General features: G+C 67.9%; 12 protein-coding genes. 10 read left to right on the plus strand and 2 right to left on the minus strand.

Annotation, left to right across the window (positions count from 1 at the left end; all coding sequences use genetic code 11):
• The first annotated feature begins 7 nt into the window (after positions 1-7).
• From M8859_RS11695 to M8859_RS11715, 5 genes are all read left to right on the plus strand, one after another.
• A complete protein-coding gene (locus M8859_RS11695) occupies positions 8-1,804 on the plus strand; it encodes an NAD(P)/FAD-dependent oxidoreductase (RefSeq protein WP_159926702.1) in 1,797 nt (598 codons plus the stop codon).
• Between the two features lie 9 nt (positions 1,805-1,813).
• Positions 1,814-2,755 (plus strand): GlxA family transcriptional regulator, encoded by a 942-nt coding sequence (locus M8859_RS11700; protein WP_159926704.1) that lies wholly within the window; start codon positions 1,814-1,816, stop codon positions 2,753-2,755.
• Positions 2,756-3,025: 270 nt separating this feature from the next.
• The gene (locus M8859_RS11705; protein WP_249644211.1) at positions 3,026-4,681 is read left to right on the plus strand and encodes a S8 family peptidase; all 1,656 of its coding nucleotides are present in this window, start codon (positions 3,026-3,028) and stop codon (positions 4,679-4,681) included.
• 63 nt (positions 4,682-4,744) lie between these two features.
• The gene (locus M8859_RS11710; RefSeq protein ID WP_159926708.1) at positions 4,745-5,155 is read left to right on the plus strand and encodes a PIN domain-containing protein; all 411 of its coding nucleotides are present in this window, start codon (positions 4,745-4,747) and stop codon (positions 5,153-5,155) included.
• Positions 5,156-5,224: 69 nt separating this feature from the next.
• Complete coding sequence (locus M8859_RS11715; RefSeq protein ID WP_195070686.1) at positions 5,225-5,575, plus strand: hypothetical protein; 351 nt, start codon at positions 5,225-5,227, stop codon at positions 5,573-5,575.
• Positions 5,576-5,643: 68 nt separating this feature from the next.
• Here the strand turns inward: M8859_RS11715 and M8859_RS11720 are convergent, their stop codons facing one another.
• On the minus strand, positions 5,644-7,293 hold the full coding sequence (locus M8859_RS11720) for an MDR family MFS transporter (protein ID WP_236565553.1): 1,650 nt from the start codon (positions 7,291-7,293) through the stop codon (positions 5,644-5,646).
• A complete protein-coding gene (locus M8859_RS11725) occupies positions 7,286-7,783 on the minus strand; it encodes a MarR family winged helix-turn-helix transcriptional regulator (RefSeq protein WP_159926712.1) in 498 nt (165 codons plus the stop codon). Before M8859_RS11725 ends, M8859_RS11720 begins: the two co-directional genes overlap by 8 nt.
• A gap of 333 nt (positions 7,784-8,116) precedes the next feature.
• Between M8859_RS11725 and M8859_RS11730 the strand changes: the two genes are divergently transcribed.
• The 5 genes from M8859_RS11730 (at position 8,117) to M8859_RS11750 (ending at position 16,931) form a co-directional block, all read left to right on the plus strand.
• A complete protein-coding gene (locus M8859_RS11730; RefSeq protein WP_249644212.1) occupies positions 8,117-9,730 on the plus strand; it encodes a fatty acyl-AMP ligase in 1,614 nt (537 codons plus the stop codon).
• 29 nt (positions 9,731-9,759) lie between these two features.
• On the plus strand, positions 9,760-10,026 hold the full coding sequence (locus tag M8859_RS11735) for an acyl carrier protein (protein WP_249644213.1): 267 nt from the start codon (positions 9,760-9,762) through the stop codon (positions 10,024-10,026).
• On the plus strand, positions 10,023-14,339 hold the full coding sequence (locus M8859_RS11740) for a type I polyketide synthase (RefSeq protein WP_249644214.1): 4,317 nt from the start codon (positions 10,023-10,025) through the stop codon (positions 14,337-14,339). Before M8859_RS11735 ends, M8859_RS11740 begins: the two co-directional genes overlap by 4 nt.
• A gap of 477 nt (positions 14,340-14,816) precedes the next feature.
• Positions 14,817-16,418, plus strand: coding sequence for a carboxylesterase/lipase family protein (locus tag M8859_RS11745; RefSeq protein ID WP_159926720.1), 1,602 nt, complete (start codon positions 14,817-14,819; stop codon positions 16,416-16,418).
• A 258-nt stretch (positions 16,419-16,676) separates the two neighbouring features.
• On the plus strand, positions 16,677-16,931 hold the full coding sequence (locus tag M8859_RS11750; protein ID WP_195070681.1) for a S1 RNA-binding domain-containing protein: 255 nt from the start codon (positions 16,677-16,679) through the stop codon (positions 16,929-16,931).
• Positions 16,932-17,012: the final 81 nt, after the last annotated feature.

The raw sequence follows: 17,012 nt of genomic DNA on the forward strand, positions 1-17,012 counted from the left end.
AACGTCAATGGCTCCACAAGTTTCCAGACCAGCAACCGAGTACGACGTCGTCATCATGGGCGGTGGTCCCGCGGGGTCCACTCTCGCCGCGATGTTGTGCCGCGAAACAGACCTGCGCGTGGCGATTTTCGACCGCGAGGTGTTCCCCCGCGAGCACATCGGGGAATCGGGAGCGCATCCACTGGTTCCCGTCCTGCAAGCCAGCGGCGCTCTCGAGAAGGTGCTCGCGAGCGAGTGCTGGATCCAGAAGTTCGGCGGTATCTACCAGTGGGACACCCAGCGGCCGTTCGTGGGCTTCTTCGAGCACTCGGACTACCTGGTCGACGGCGTGTACCGATGGTCGGTTCACGTCAATCGCGCCGAATTCGACACCGTTCTGCTCGATCACGCCGAATCCTGTGGTGCGCACGTCTTCCAGGGAGTGCGGATCGTGCGGTTCCTCCCCGGTGCGAAGGACGCCACGGTCGTCCTGGAAGACGGCACCGAGGTCAGGGCCGGGTATTTCGTCGACGCGTCCGGCCGGGCGAATCAGGTGGCCGCCCGCGGTTCGCAGCGGGACAAGCAATGGCTTTCGGAGTACCGCAATGTGGCCGTCTGGTCGCATTACCGCAACTGCGTGCCGGCGCAACGGGCTGCGGGTGACTGGAACGTCTTCCGGGCGGAGGATCTGTCGCCGATCTACGCGGTGGCCTTCGAGCACGGGTGGGTGTGGTACATCCCGACGCCTCGTCTGGTCGATGGCACTCGGGAAACCGTGTGGTCGATCGGTATCGTCACCAATCCGGAATCGATCGCCCGCGTGGATCTGCGTGACCCGGACATCTTCCTGAAGACCATCAAGTCGATCCCGGTACTGCAGGACCTGGTCGCGGACGCCGAACCGATTCGTCCCGAGATGCTGACGGCGACCAACTATTCCCGGATCAGCGAGTGCTTCGGCTCGTACTCGGATCGCTGGATGGCGGTCGGGGACGCGTCGTACTTCGTCGACCCCCTGTTCTCTTCCGGGATGTCCTTCGCCGTCACCCAAGCCTGGGCGGCCGCATTGGTCCTGCGGAAGACATTCGACAAGGAGTTGGACGAGCAAGCCAAGCAAGACCTCTGGCGTGATTACGACGTCGAGTGGCGCGGGATGGCGGAGACATGGGCGCTGAGCATCGACCAGTGGTACCACGAGATCTCGCGTTCGCATCCCGACAGCCCGTACTGGAGCGCGCAAGGGCGGCGAGTGGAGGTCGACAACGCCACCGAAGGGACGTTCCAGGCGCTGCTGAACACCGCGCTGGTGCCCGACCTGCTGAACATCATGACGAAGGGGACCCGCGACCCGCGTGACCTCGCCACCGAAGGACCTTATCTGCGGGCTTTCACCGCCGCGGACGCGGTCGAACTGGCGCAGGGCGACATCGTGGCGCTGTCGGAAGACGCACGGATCCGCTCGGGCATGGGAGCCGACATACCGGGCTTCAAAGGCATGTCGCCGCCGTTCGAGATCCCCCAGGAGGCGCGTGACGGGCTGGCCGCGTACTGGCGAGACCTCCTCGCCAACGGTGACGCCGCGCCTTCGCCACTGGCCGACACCGTGCCGTGCCACCGGATCTATTCCGCGGCGGACCCCGAGATCGAGGTGCGGTGCCTGGAACGGGACGGCGGCAAGGAACTATGGGAAACGCTGACCCGAGGCCCCGCCCGGTGGTCGGAGCTGGCGCCACAGTTGACGGTGTTGCAGGGGCGGGCCTTGAAGCGCTTGATCCGAGCGGGGTTGGTGATTGCCGGGCCGGAAGCGGACCAGCAAGTCGTTTAGGTCGAGGACATGAGGTCATTGGCTGTTCTGGCCGTCGATGATGTGATTCCGTTCGATCTCTCGGTCCCCATCGAAATCTTCGGCCGTGCCCGACAGGAGGATGGCGAGCCCGCATACCGAGTCGAGGTATGCGGGGTGCGCTCCGACGTTCCGTCGAAGTTCTTCGGGATCTCATGCCTCGGTGACATCGAATTTCTCGAGGAGGAGGCCGGAACCGTCGTCGTCCCAGGAGCGATGAGTTACCGGGCGCAGCCATCGGAGCGATTGAGAAGGGCATTGATGCGTGCCCATGAGCGCGGCGCGAGGGTCGCATCGATCTGCTTGGGTGCGTTCACGCTCGCCTCGGTCGGCCTGCTCGATGGCAGGCGGGCAACGACGCATTGGATGGCCGCTACCGAATTGTCGAGGAGCTATCCGCGGGTCCGCGTGGACCCCACGGTGCTGTACGTGGACAACGGGAGCATCCTGACCTCGGCCGGCGCCGCGGCGGGACTGGACCTGTGCCTCCATATGGTTCGGCAGGATTACGGCACCGCTGTCGCGGCGGATACCGCCCGGCTCTCGGTGATGCCACTGACACGCGACGGGGGGCAAGCGCAGTTCATCGCGGAACGTCCGCGTTCGGAGGCGGACAGCAAGTCGATCAATCCCACATTGGAGTGGGCGGAGACGATGCTCGGTGAGAAGATCACCGTGCTCGATCTCGCGGAGCGAGCCGGAGTCAGCAAGCGCACGCTGATCCGGCGCTTCCACGAGCAGGTCCGGATGACGCCGAACGAGTGGCTCCAGACCGCCCGGGTGCGAAAGGCCCAGGTATTGCTAGAGACGACCATCCTCACAATGGAGTGCATCACCGGCCAGACGGGTTTCTCTTCGGTGGCCGCCTTCCGGAAGGTCTTTCGCAAGACCGTGGGTGTGACGCCTCAGGCGTACCGGCGGGCCTTCCGCTGACCGATTGCGCGGCTCGTCCGCGCGCAGGCCGGCTCTCGCCGTGGATTCGCGTGGAGAATACGGATCCGCGGCGAGAATCCCCGTCGGCTGCTCGCGCCGTGGGCGGGTGTCCCCGACCGAGGTCAGGTCGCCGGGTGCAAGCGGCGTGACGGCCGAGCGAGTGTGCCGAGTCCGAACCTGCCGAAAGGCGAGTACCGCGCTACTCGGTATTTTCGTGGTGGCCGGAGCTAGGTTCACAGGTGCTCGGTCCCCATGGCGAAGGAGATCACGGTGCCCACAGCGAATTTCGGTACGAGAGAAGATCCCGGTTTCGAACTCGAGCAGAGCCCCGATCTGATCGTGGTGCGCACGCACAGCGGTCGCGGGATCCGGCGGAAATCGGGGTCGGTGCCCACACCGCTCAGTGGCGAACTCGATGACGCGACGCTGGTGCAGGCCTACCCGGAGGCCGGGGTGGAGGTATATCGGCTGCCCGCGGGGTCGAGGTCGGTGGAAGAACGCAAGCCGGTGCTCGAAGCCGCGCCGGAGGTGCGGTTCGCCGGGCACGTCCTGGTCGACCCCGGCACCGAGGAACCGGTGCTCTACACCGAGAACATCTTCGTGAAGTTCGTCGACGGCGTAGCGCACGAGCATTGTCTCGCCGTGCTGGACGCAGCGGAGCTCACTGTGAAGCAGAGGGTTTCGTATGCGAGGAACGCCTACTTCACGGCAGCGCCGGAGGGCACCGGCCAGCGGGTCTTCGATATCGCCAACGCGCTGCTCGATCGCGACGATGTGGAGAATTGCCACCCGGAGTTGATCCGGCGCCGTTCAAGGAAGGCGATCTCTCCTCAGCAGTGGCATTTGAAGAAGACCACCATCGACGGTGTCACGATCGACGCGCACGCGGCAGTGGAAGCCGCTCATGCCCTCACCCGTGGGGCCGGGGTGACGATCGCCGTCATCGATGACGGTGTCGATATCGACCATCCCGAATTCGCGGGCGCCGGTAAGGTGGTCGCGCCGCGGGACGTGACGTCGAAGACCAGCGATCCGCGTCCCAAGGACACCTTCGGCACCGGTCCCGACAACGGTGACAACCACGGCACCGCGTGCGCGGGCGTGGCCTGCGCCAACGGCACGGGCGCAGCGTCGGGCGTGGCGCCGCAGGCCGCGCTGATGCCCATCCGGCTCGCCTCCGGACTCGGATCGCAGGCCGAGGCGGACGCCTTCGTGTGGGCCGCCGATCACGGCGCCGACGTCATCTCGTGCAGCTGGGGGCCGGCCGACGGGAAATGGTTCGAGCCGAACGATCCGGTGCACAACCGGGTGGTGCCGCTACCGGCGAGCACCAGGTTGGCGATCGAACACGCCGTCGGCGCCGGACGTGCGGGCAAGGGTTGTGTGGTGTTGTTCGCAGCGGGCAACGGCAACGAATCCGTCGACAACGACGGCTATGCCGGTTTCGCGAAAGTGATCGCGGTCGCGGCGTGCAACGACACCGGCAAACGCAGCGTGTACAGCGATTTCGGTAAAGCGGTGTGGTGCGCGTTCCCCAGCAGCGACTTCGGGCACCGGCCCTTCGGACATCCCGACCCCCGCACGCCGGGAATCTGGACGGTGGACCGGCACGGCGCCCGCGGCTACAACCCCGGCACGGCGGCGTCGGGGGATGCGGCGGGCGACTACACCAACGACTTCGGCGGCACCTCCAGCGCTTGCCCGGGCGCCGCCGGGGTGGTGGCCCTGATGCTGTCGGTGAATCCGGATCTGACGTGGACCGAGGTGAAAGACCTGTTGAAGGGCAGTTGCGACAAGATCGATCCGCAGGGCGGCGGCTACGACGCCGACGGGCACAGCGACAAGTACGGGTACGGCAGGGTGAACGCGCTCGCCGCAGTGCGGGCGGCCGAGCCCGCGATCCCTAGTCCCTTGCCGGTACGGTGACCCACCGAACGCCGCCCTTCGCAGGTGGCGGTGTACCACCGCGGGGTAGGGGAGACTGAGCAAGTGGCGGATGACAGTGTTCGGCTGATCGTGGTGGATGCCGCCAATGTCGTCGGTTCGCGGCCCGACGGTTGGTGGCGCGACCGGGCCGGCGCTGCTCGTCGCTTACTCGGGAAAGTGGCCATGCTGCCGGAGCGGATGACGAATCCCACCGAGGTGATCGTGGTGCTCGAGGGGGCGGCGAAGGCCGCGGTCGACCGGGCGACGGATCGGGACCTCGCCGGCTTGCGCGTGGTGCGGGCGGACGGTTCGGGCGATGACGCGATCGTCGGCGCGGTCGCCGCGGCGCGCGCGAACGACGGCAGCCGTCCCATCACGGTGGTGACGGCGGACCGGGAACTGCGCGAGCGCGTCGCGGCGCTGGGGGCGGAGGTGGTCGGTCCGACCTGGCTGTTGGACTACATCGAATCGTGACCCGGGCGACGGTCGGAAGCCCGGCGTTTCACCCATACGTCCAGTCCGGTTTGGGGCAGTCTGAGCGGTATGACCGCCTCCGACGCCGTGGGGATGCCATTGCTCTACCTGGTCGAGATCTCCGAACCAGGCTATTTCAACCGGCCGTGGTGGAAGATCGCGAGCACCGGCGAGCCGAGCCAGGTGCGCGCCGCGCTCACCGAACTGGCCGTCCGGGTCGAGCGCGACATCCAGCGCGCCGGGGGCGCGTGCCGGTGCTGGTACCGCTACGACGTGCGGTGGTGCGACGGCGCGATGCTGGAGTGTTTCCAGGGGGCGATCCGATCGGTGCTGATTCCGGGGGAACTGCGTTGCTTGGCCGTTGCCCTCACCTCCGCGACGACCGTGGACCTGCGCTCCGTGGAGCGGCCGCCACGCTGATTCGCCGTCGCGCGCAGCAGGCGGGCGCGGAGCCGCGGAGCTTCGCCGGCCGCCCGTGGATCGGCGGCTCAGTTGAGCAGAGCCGGTTGTCCGGCGTCAGCCTGCTGCGCGGGACTCCCCGAACCCGCCTGCCGAGTGGTGGTGCGAGCGTCGGACTGCATCGGGTCCACTGCCGGATCGATGTCGATGGTGCGGCGCAGCGGGCGGTTCGGCAGCAGCGCGGCCGCGATGAGCGCGACCACCGTCGCGGCCGCGGCGATGAGGAAGATCCGCCCGGTCGCGTCGCCGTAGGAGGCGCGCACGATGGTCGCGATGGGCGCGGGAAGTGCGCCGATATCCAGGTTGCCGCCGCCGGAGGACTCGGTCCGGATACCGAGCCTGCCGAATCCCTCCGCGGACAGTTCACCGACCCGGGTGGCCAGCACGGAACCCAGCACCGAGACACCGATCGCGCCACCGAAAGTGCGGAAGAAGGCGACACTGCTGGACGCGGCGCCGATGTCGTGCACGCTCACCGTGTTCTGCACGGCCAGGACGAGGTTCTGCATCATCATGCCGACGCCGAGTCCGACGACGGTGATGTATCCGCCGACCAGCCACAGGCTCGTCGCGTGGTCGATCGTCGAGAGCAGCGTGAACCCGGCCACCAGCAGCGCGGCTCCGGCGACCACGAAAGCCTTCCACTTTCCGCGCCGGGTGATCAGCTGTCCGGAGCCGATCGAGGCGATCAGCATGCCCGCGACGAGCGGGATGGTCAGCACGCCCGCCGCGGTGGGGGAGTAGCCGCGCGCGGTCTGGAAGTACTGGCCTAGGAAGGTGGTCGCGCCGAACATGCCGACGCCGACCGCGATCGAGGCGATGATCGCCAGGCCCGTGGTGCGTTCGGTGACGATCGGCAAGGGGATGATCGGCGACTCGGCGCGGGACTCGACCCACACGGTCGCGATCAGCAGCAGCACGCCGGTGGTCACGTAGAGCGCCGACTCCCGCGACACCCAGTCGTAGTAACCGGCTTTTCCGGCGAACGACACCCAGATGAGCAGCACGGACACGCCGCCGGTCAGCGCAGCGGCGCCGAGCCAGTCGATCGACACCCCGGCCTTGCGCTCGGTAGGCAGCCGCAGGGTCCGCTGCAAGAGCGCCAGTGCGATCACCGCCAGCGGCACGCACACGAAGAAACACCAGCGCCAGCCCAGCGGGCTGTCGACGATGACGCCGCCGAGGATGGGCCCACCGGACATCGAAACCGCCATGACAGCGCCCATGTAGCCGGAGTATCGCCCGCGTTCGCGCGGCGCGACGATGGAGCCGATGATCGCGACGGCGAGCGCGGTCAACCCGCCCATGCCGACGCCCTGAACGACGCGCGCGACCAGCAGCAGGGCGACATCGCCCGCGAAGCCCGCGATGACCGAGCCGACCACGAAAATGACGATGGCGGATTGGACAAGCAGCTTCTTGTTGAACAGGTCGGCGAATTTGCCCCAGATCGGCGTGGAGGCCGCGTTCGCCAGCAGCGCCGCGGTGATGACCCAGGCGTAGGCGGTCTGCGACCCCTGTAGATCGCCGATGATGGTGGGCAGCGCGGTGGCGACGATCGTCGTGCTGAGCAGCGCCGTGAACAACGCCGCGAGCAGCCCGGTCATCGCCTCCAAGACTTCACGGTGGGTCATCGCGTACGGGTCGCGTCGCGTCACCGCCTCGACTGAACTAGACATCCACTTCCTGACTTTCTTTCGAAACCGGCTGGTGAGCGCCGACGGGGGTGCTGTGGGCGTGCGTGGTCAGTGCGCCGCGGAGCTTCTGGACGGCGAGGCAGGCCTGCTCGGCGTCGTCTTCACTCCAGTCGGCCAGGACGTTCTGCAATCCCCGGGCCCGCGATGCCCGCACGCGGTGCAGCAGATCGCGCCCCTTGTCGGTCACCCGGACCAGGGTGGCCCGGCCGTCGGTGGGATCGGCGTGCCTGCTGATGTAGTCGGCGCCGACGAGTTCGGTGATGTGCCTGCTCAATGCGCTGGGACTGATGCACAAGTCCGCGGCGAGGTCCCCTTGCCGACTCGAGCCTTTGGATTCGAGGGCGCCCAGTACCCCGATGCCGCCCGGAAGCAATTGCCCTTCTTCCGGGTGTGCGAGCGCGATACGGATGGCCCGGCCCATCAGGTAGAGCTCTCGAATCAGGCTCTGGGCCGTATCGGGCGAGACTGCCATGTCTACTCCAGACCACTAGTTACTTGCGCTACGCAAATATATAGTAGTTGCTTGACCTAAGCAACTAGTGGACGGCGCCGCCCGCGTCGAAGGCTGCGGGGGTGGGTGATGACAGAGATGCGCGGCTATCGGCCTCTTGGGGCCGCGACCACGAACCCAAGGGTGGCTATTCGTCCACCCCCGGGGGTTGCTGGATGCTCCCTGAGGTCACTGGTTATGGGGATGTACACGGCGGACAGTAGTAGCTGAACCTGATGTCGATCGCTATCGAGGAACTACGAGATGCAGCCGAGTTTCGTTCACCACGTAAGGCAGCAAACTTCTACCTACGGTGTGAACAGGTCGTTCACCTACCTGCACGAGGTCGGGCGGGAGTTGAGCGAGGAGGTATCGACCTACCTCGAACTCGACCGCGACGCCAGGGCTGTCGCAGTCTGGCTGACCGACCGCCCGGAATCGGCGCAGCCCGTCGTGCTGCTCTATCACGACGGGCTGGCGTTCCTGCGCGCGTTTCTCGGCTGCCTGTACGCGGGCGTGATCGCGGTCCCCGCGCCCCTGCCGCACGACGAGGGCAGCGCCCGCCGCGTAGCGGGCATCGTCGCGGATTCCGGCGCCGAGCTGGTTCTCACGACCGGCGACGTCCAGCCGCTGCTCGAGACCGCGACCAGCGCGGCCGTCGTCGCCACCGACCGCCCGCTCGGCGACCCCGACCACTGGCGCATGCCCGACATCGGCCCCGAGACGATCGCCTTCCTCCAGTACACGTCGGGGTCGACCGGCGACCCCAAGGGTGTCGTCGTCACGCACGGCAACCTGATGCACAACGAAGCCGCCATCGCCTCGGCCGGGTTGAGCGATGCCTCGATCGGCGTCAGCTGGATCCCGCACTTCCACGACATGGGCCTGATCGGCACGCTGCTCGGGTCTCTGTACGTCGGGGCGGACCTGGTGTTCATGGCGCCGACGAGTTTTCTGAAGCATCCGGTGCGCTGGCTGCGCGCCATCGGCGAATACCGCGCGACCTTCACCGCCGCACCGAACTTCGCCTATGACCTGATCGTCCGCAGGGTGACCGACGAACAGTTGGCGGAACTCGATCTGAGCAGCGTCGAGATCGCCCTGAGCGGCGCCGAGCCGGTCCGTGAACGAACCATCGCGGCCGTGTCGCAGCGATTCGCGCCCGCCGGTCTGCGACCCACGGCGTTGCTTCCCGCCTATGGGCTGGCCGAGGTGACGTTGCTGGCCAGCGGCGGATCCATCGACGCGGCGCCGGTCTACCTCGACGTGGGTCGCGAAGCCCGGCTCGTCGGCTGCGGACGAGCGGCCCCCGGTCTGGACATCCGCATCGTCGACCCGGACACGCGACGGCAGGTTCCGGACGACACGGTCGGAGAGATCTGGATCGCGGGCCCGAGCGTCGCCGCGGGTTACTGGAACCGCCCCGACGAGTCGCGCGAGACATTCGGTGCGTACCTCGATGCCGAGGGCCCATTCCTGCGCACCGGAGATCTCGGTCTGCTGCACGAGGACGAACTGTTCGTCGCAGGGCGCCACAAGGATCTGCTGATCGTCAACGGCCGCAACCTGTACCCGCAGGACATCGAAGAACTCGTGCGCGGGTTGCATCCGGCGCTCGGCGCCGCCGGTGTCGCAGTCTCCGTCGACACGGGCGGCCGGGAACGACTCGTCGTGGTGCAGGGCGTCAAGACGGCGCGGCAAGGCGCCACGACACTGGCCGAGCTGACCTCGGCGATCAAGATCGCCGTCGCCCGCGGATTCGACGTATCGGCGCCGAACGTGGTGCTCGTCGAGCCCCGGGCCGTCCAGCGCACGACCAGCGGGAAGGTCCAGCGCGCCGCGATGCGGGACTCGCTGCTCGCACATCGTGTCGAGGGTGTCCTGCACGAGGATCTCGAACCGGCGCTGACCCGAACCCTGACCGCTTGATCCACCCATACCAGCCGAGGAGCCGAAACATGTTCAGCACCACAGCCGTTCGCCCGACGACGATCGAGGATTGGCTCGTGGAGCGCGTGGCGGACTACACCGAACGCGCGGCCCGCGACGTCGATCCGGTCGTCCCGCTCGCCGAACTGGGCTTGGACTCCGTCTCGGCGGTGAACCTGTGCGGCGAGATCGAGGACCGATGGTCACTCGAGGTCGACCCGGTCCTGGTCTTCGAGTACCCCACCATCGCCGACATCGCCGCTTACATCGCCACCGAATTCGCCCTCGCCGCATGACCGACATCGCCATCGTCGGCCTCGACTGCCGATTCCCGCAAGCACCCGATCCGGCCGCGCTGTGGCGGCTGCTGATCGACGGACGTGACGTGATCTCCGAGGTTCCGGCGAGCCGCTGGAATGCCGCCGAGTACCACGATCCGGCCGGTGCCCCCGGCACCATCAACACCCGCAGCGGCGGCTTCCTCGACGACGCGGACGCGTTCGACGCCGAATTCTTCGGCATCACCCCGCGCGAAGCCGAGGCGATGGATCCGCAGCAGCGGTTGCTGCTGCACGCCACCTGGCGGGCCTTCGAAGACGCCACGCTCGATCCGCGCGCCGAGGCCGGTTCCCGTACCGGGGTCTTCGTCGGGGTGATGGCCAACGAATGGGCCAACCTGCAGATGAGCGACTATGCCGCGATCACCCCGCAGCACGGTTCCGGCAACGGATATTTCATGACCGCCAACCGGCTGTCCTACCAGTTCGACCTGAAAGGGCCGAGTGTCGCGGTCGACACGGCGTGCTCGTCGTCGCTGGTCGCGATCCACCTCGCCTGCGGCGCACTGGCTTCCGGCGAATGCGATCAAGCGGTCGCCGGTGGTGTCAACTTGGTGCTCACGCCCGCCGTCGGGGTGTTCTACACCCAGGCCGGTCTCTCCGCGCCGGACGCGCGGTGCAAGCCGTTCAGCGGCAACGCCGATGGAATCGTGCGCGGCGAGGGCGTCGCGGTGCTCGTGCTGCGGCGCCTCGCCGACGCGCAGGCCGCGGGGCTGCCGATCTACGCGGTGATCAAGGGCAGCGCGGTCAATTCCGATGGGCGCAGCAACGGCATCACGGCGCCGAACCGCTGGGCGCAGCAGCAGGTGATCGGCGAGGCGTGCGAGCGCGCCGGGGTACGGCCCGAGGAGGTGGACTTCCTCGAGGCACACGGCACCGGAACGGTGCTCGGCGACATGATCGAGGTCAAAGCACTGGGACAGCTGCACGCACGCAACCAGCGGCGGCTTTGCGGCGTCGGATCGATCAAGGGCAATCTCGGTCACACCGAAGGCGCGGCGGGCGTCGCGGGCCTGCTCAAAGTCGCTCTCAGCTTGCGGCACGGTATCGTCCCGCCGTCGAGGTTCGCCGATCAGGAGAATCCGCGGCTGCGGATGGCCGAGCAGGGTTTGCGTCTGCTCACCGAACCGATGCCGCTGGAGGGACCCGGATACGGGGGAGTCAGCAGCTTCGGCATCGGCGGCACGAATGCCCATGTTGTGCTGGGCAGCGCTCCTGCCGCCGAGACCCCCACGTCCTCCGGCGGCGGCGTGCTCACGCTGTCGGCGAACGACGAGGAAGGGTTGCGGCGCAACGCCCGTCGCCTGGCCGACGCGCTGGGTTCCACCCCGCCGGAGGAATTCGCGCAACTGTGCTGGACGAGCAACCAGGTCAAGTCCTCCGGCCGCGCCCGGCTCGCCGTCGTGGCCGCCGATCGTGACGCCGCCGTCGCGCGGCTGCGCGCCGGCGCGGACACCGGGGTCGTGGGACCGCTCGGCGTCGGCTGGATGTTCACCGGCCAGGGTTCGCAATTCACAGGCATGGCGCGCGCGCTCGACGCGGAAGTCCCGTTGTTCCGGGACGCTCTGGCGATGGTGGACCAGGTCATGACGGTTCATCTCGGTCACTCGGTACGTGAGCTGACGCTCGACGAGCACACCGAGATCGACCGCACCGATCTCGCGCAACCGGCGATCTTCGCGATGGAGTACGCCCTGGCCAAGGCACTGGCCGACGTCGGCGTCCGGCCCGCGTGGGTCATCGGGCACAGCATCGGCGAGTTCGCGGCCGCGGCGGTGGCGGGAGTGTTCGACCTGGACGACGCGTGCCGCCTCGTCGTCGCACGAGGGGAGCTGATGCGACGGTTGCCGGAGGGCGGGGCGATGCTGGCCGTGCGGGCGGACGCGGCCGAGGTCGCCGAATTGCTCGCCGACCAACCGGAGATGGCGCTCGCCGCCGTCAACGGACCGCGGGAGATCGTGCTTTCCGGTGCGGCATCGGCGATCACCCGGGGGCGGGACGCGCTCACGGCTCGCGGGGTGGAGACCACGGTCCTCAACGTCTCCCACGCCTTCCACAGCCCGCTGATGGAACCCATGCTGGAGCAGTTCGAGGCAGTCGCCCGCGAATGCGGTTATCGCACACCCGCACTTCCGCTCTACTCGACCGTCCACGGTCGCCTGCTCGACGCCAGCGAATCGATGGACGCCGCGTATTGGGTCGAGCACGTCCGCGCCACCGTCCGCTTCGGCGAGGCCATCGAAGCCGCTCTCGGCACCGAGCCCAGCCACGTCGTCGAGATCGGGCCGCGCCGTGTCCTGGCCGCGATGGTCGGCCGGACCCGCCCGGATCTGGCGGCGCGCTGCCTGACGCCCAGCCCGGGACCAGGTGCGACAGGCGTCGCATTCGCCGAGACCGTCGCCGCTTTGTACCGCGACGGGCTCGACCCCGACTGGGACCGGCTCTACGAGCCGGCGCAGCGCGTCCGCCGCAGGCTGCCCGGATACGAGTTCTCCACCGACCAACGGTTCTGGGTCGAACCACGCAATACCGCAACGCCTTCCACTCAATCCGAGGAAACCTCCATGGACCAGTTGATCGCACTCTTCCGCGAACAGAACGCCGTCCTGGCGAGTCTGGTCGGCGCTCCGTCCGCCGGGCACGTTCCACAACCCCGAGGGGCGGCGCCGGTCGCGACCGAGACGGTCACACCGCACGACATCGTGACTCCGACGACCGCGGTGGGCACGGCCACCGCGGACCCGCCGATGCCCCCCGCAGCCGTCGCGAGCGTCGTGCGCGCGGAGTTCTCCAGGGTGAGCGGATTCCCGGCCGACCGGCTCCGCGATGCCCAGACGCTCGGTGACGACCTGGGCTTCGACTCGCTCATGCTGACCGACCTGATCGCCGCGCTCGTTCGCAAGCTACCCCGCCTGACCGTCGACCCGAGCAGATTCACGCCCACGACGACGCTCGGCGACGTCACCTCCTACCTGACCGGTCGAGTGGGTGCGCCCGTCCCGCAGCAGGCAGCCGGCCCTGCGGCCGGCGGGATGCCCGAACCGTCGTGTGAGGTCGCCGAGCCGGAGTACCGGATCTCGGATTTCGCGGAGGTGAAGTCGATCGCGGACCGGCTCGCCGGCGCCGAATCGCTCGGCCTGTCCAATCCCTACTTCCTGGTCAACGACGGTGTCACCAAGGACACCTCGGTCATCGACGGCGCCTCGGTGATCAACTTCTCCAGCTACAACTACCTCGGATTGTCCGGCCATCCGGCGGTCGTCGCCGCCGTGCAGGACGCGGTGGCCCGCTATGGCAGCTCGTGCTCGGCCAGCCGGATCCTCTCCGGCGAGAAGCCGGTGCACCGCGAACTCGAGGCCGAACTCGCGGCCCTGCTCGGCACCGAGGACGCCATCGCACTGGTCGGCGGCCACTCCACGAACGTCACGATCATCGGGCATCTGGTAGGACCGGAGGACCTCGTCATCCACGACAGCCTCGCGCACGACAGCATCATGCAAGGCTGCAAGCTGTCGGGCGCGACCCGCCGCCCGTTCCCGCACAACGATCACGCCGCCCTCGACGAACTGCTCACCGAGATCCGCCATCGGTACCGGCGGGTGCTGATCCTGATCGAAGGCGTCTACAGCCAGGACGGCGACATCCCCGATCTGCCCGCGATCATCGCCGTCAAGAAGAAGCACAAGGCGCTGTTGATGATCGACGAGGCGCACAGCGTCGGCGTGCTCGGCGCGGGCGGCGGTGGAATCGGCGAATATTTCGGCGTCGATCGCGACGACGTCGAATTGTGGTCCGGGACGACATCGAAGGCGCTCGCCGGTTGTGGCGGGTACGTCGCGGGCAGCGCGGAACTGATCCGATTCCTGAAGTACACGACGCCAGGATTCGTCTACAGCGTCGGCATGACGCCGATGAACGCAGCCGCCTCGGCCGCGGCGATCCGTCAGTTGCGGTCCGAAGGCGCCATCCTGGAACGTCTGCGCGGCAATTCTCGACTGTTCCTGCGATTGGCCCGGGAGGTGGGGGTCGACACCGGCGACAGCCACGACACGCCGATCATCCCGTGCATCGTGGGCGACTCGATGAAGACGTTGCGACTGTCGAACGCGCTGTTGCGCCGCGGCATCAACGTCAACCCGATCCTGTATCCGGCGGTGCCGGAAGACCTCGCACGGCTGCGGTTCTTCGTCACCGCGTGCCACACCGAGGACCAGATTCGCGAGACCGTCAAGGTTCTCGCCGAGGAACTCGCCCTGCTCGCGGAGAGCTGACCGGCGAGCCGGCCGGTCAGCGACCGCCGACAGCGCGTCCGAGACGGATGCGCGGCCGGGGTGGCCGTGTCGATGACGGCGACGTCATCGGCTCGTCGCCCGCTGCGTCGTGCACCTCCACGTGCCCCGGACCGCTGTAGCATCGGTCCGAGATGCCATTACTCCAGCTCGAGCCCATAGCGGCGGCTTCGCGGGTCTGGAGTCCGGGCGGGCGATGAGGGCCGGGCACGAGTTCGCTGCCGCAGGCGCCGGGCGGGTACGGACCTCGTCGACGTGTACGGCCGGAATGTTTTACGGCGCCACAGGCGTGTGATCCGCCGGGTGAGGGTTCGAGCGGCGATTCGGCTCGTTTCGAGCGGGCTTTGCGGCACCGCATCGGAAACCACCGCGAGATCGATCCGATCGTGCCGGCTACCGCGGACGAGGACGAAACCTCGCCGCCGACCGTAGCGACCGCATCGGAGGTATTGGCCAGCCATGATTCGCTCGAGCGTGCGAGCCGCGATCTCCCTGATCCTCGCCGGCGGTCTGGGGTTGGCGAGTACTCCGGCGGTGGCGTCCATGCCGCTGGTGGTGATCGTGACCGGCGGCGAGATCTCCGGCCACGCCGCCGACGGCATCGTCGAATACCTGGGTATTCCCTTCGCGGCCCCCACCGGTGGCGGAGCGCGGTTCAGCCCCCCGCGTCCGGTACCGCCGTGGCCCGGCGTGCGGCCTGCTCACCACCACGGTCCGCAATGTCCGCAGAACGGCTACCTGCCCGGCCTACCACCGACCGGACCCACCAGCGAGGACTGCCTGACCATCGATGTGTACGCGCCGGACCGGGCACCCGGCCGACTGTTGCCGGTCATGGTGTTTCTCCACGGCGGCGGCTACGTCACCGGCTCCAACAGTCAATATGACGCCCCCACGCGGATGGTCGCCGACGGCGACGTCATCGTCGCAGTCCCGAACTACCGCCTCGGACCGTTCGGCTTCATGTCGCTCCCGGAACTGGCCGCCGAGTCCGGCGGGGCCACCGGAACGGTCGGCATCCAGGACCAACAAGCCGCTCTGCGATGGGTGCGCGAGAACGCGCGTGCCTTCGGCGGCGATCCGGGCAATGTCACGATCTTCGGTGAATCGGCAGGTGGCGGAAGCGTCTGCACACACTTCGCCGCACCCGGCTCCGACGATCTGTTCGCCAAAGCGATCGTCCAAAGCGGCTCGTGCGCACAGTCACCGCTGGTCCCCGGCAATCGGGACGATGCCTTCGCACGCTCACAGCGCTACGCGGAGAGCATCGGATGCGGCGACGCCGCGACACGTTCGAGCTGCCTTCGCGCGCTTCCCGCCGCGAAGCTCCTGGATTCGCCGACCGTCCGATTCGACGGGCCGACCCCCGTCTGGGTGCCCAGCATCGACGGCGTCGTCGTCACCCGCACACTCGCCGAAGCCCTGGCAGGAGACAAGCGCAAGAGACCGCTCATCGTGGGGAGCAACAGCGCGGAAGGCGCGCTGTTCGTCGCGGAATCCGATTACGCCCGCGGCCACGTCCCGGACGCGGCGAGCTACGAGCGCTACGTCCGCCAATCATTCGGCGGTTATGCCGATCGCGTACTCGCCCGCTACCCCCTCGATCGGTATCCCTCACCGTCAGCCGCTCAGACCGCGGTGATCACCGACGGTCTTCTCGCTTGTCCCGCGCTGTTCACCAGCCGCACCGCGCGCGACACGGGACATCCCCTGTGGCAGTACGAATTCGATCAGGCGCCGTTCGGCGACGCCGATCCGGTCCTGCCCGGCGCCTTCCACGCCGCCGAACTTCCGTATCTGTTCACCGGTCTCATGGGAGTGCCCATCCCATGGACCGGGGCGTCCGCCGCGTTCGCGGCGCAAATGCAACGATGGTGGACCACTTTCGCCCATACCGGTGACCCGAACGGTCCAGGCGCATCCCAATGGCCGGCGTGGCCGGAGTCGGCAGGGCAGAGTTCCGACGGGCCGACGCTGCTCATGCGGGCAACCGGCAGCGTCGTGATCGAGGACTTCGCCATCAGGCACCACTGTGCGTTCTGGTCCGAACGGGAACGCTGAGCCCCGCCCGCCTCGATCGAAGCGATCTCCGCGATTCGGTGAATAGTGTTCGCGGGCAGTGATTCCCGCATCGGCGTAGGCAGGTCTTGCCGCGCGTGATGCGCTGAGTTAAGGTCGTCGTCATGACTGCCGGGTCGGCGACACGCCGCGCACAGAACGGTCGCCCGGCCGCGCTGTGATCATCCGGCGGGCCAGGGGCCCGCCCTCCTTCTTCGCGAAATCCCATGTACTACAGGGACATCGGAAGGAGGTGAACATATGTCCCCTTCGGAAACGCCGCAGCAGCGCGGCTGGCCGGACTTCGTCGCCGCGCACGCTCAGGGCGGAGTGCTGGAGGCGACCGTCGTAGAGATCGTGCCGTTCGGCGCGTTCTTGGAGGTCGCTCCAGGAATCCACGGGTTGCTGCACCGAACCGAGTGGTCCACCGAGCCGCAAATCGGCGCCACTCTGACGGTCCGCATCCTCGATATCGATACCGAGAGGCAGCGAGTGGCTCTGGCGCACGCTGAATAACGGTCCACGCGGGCGTGGGGGGGGGGGCGCCACCACCCCCCGCCCCGCCCTAAAGCGAACACCCCACCGGGTGGGCGACAC

The organism is Nocardia sputi, assembly GCF_023501985.1.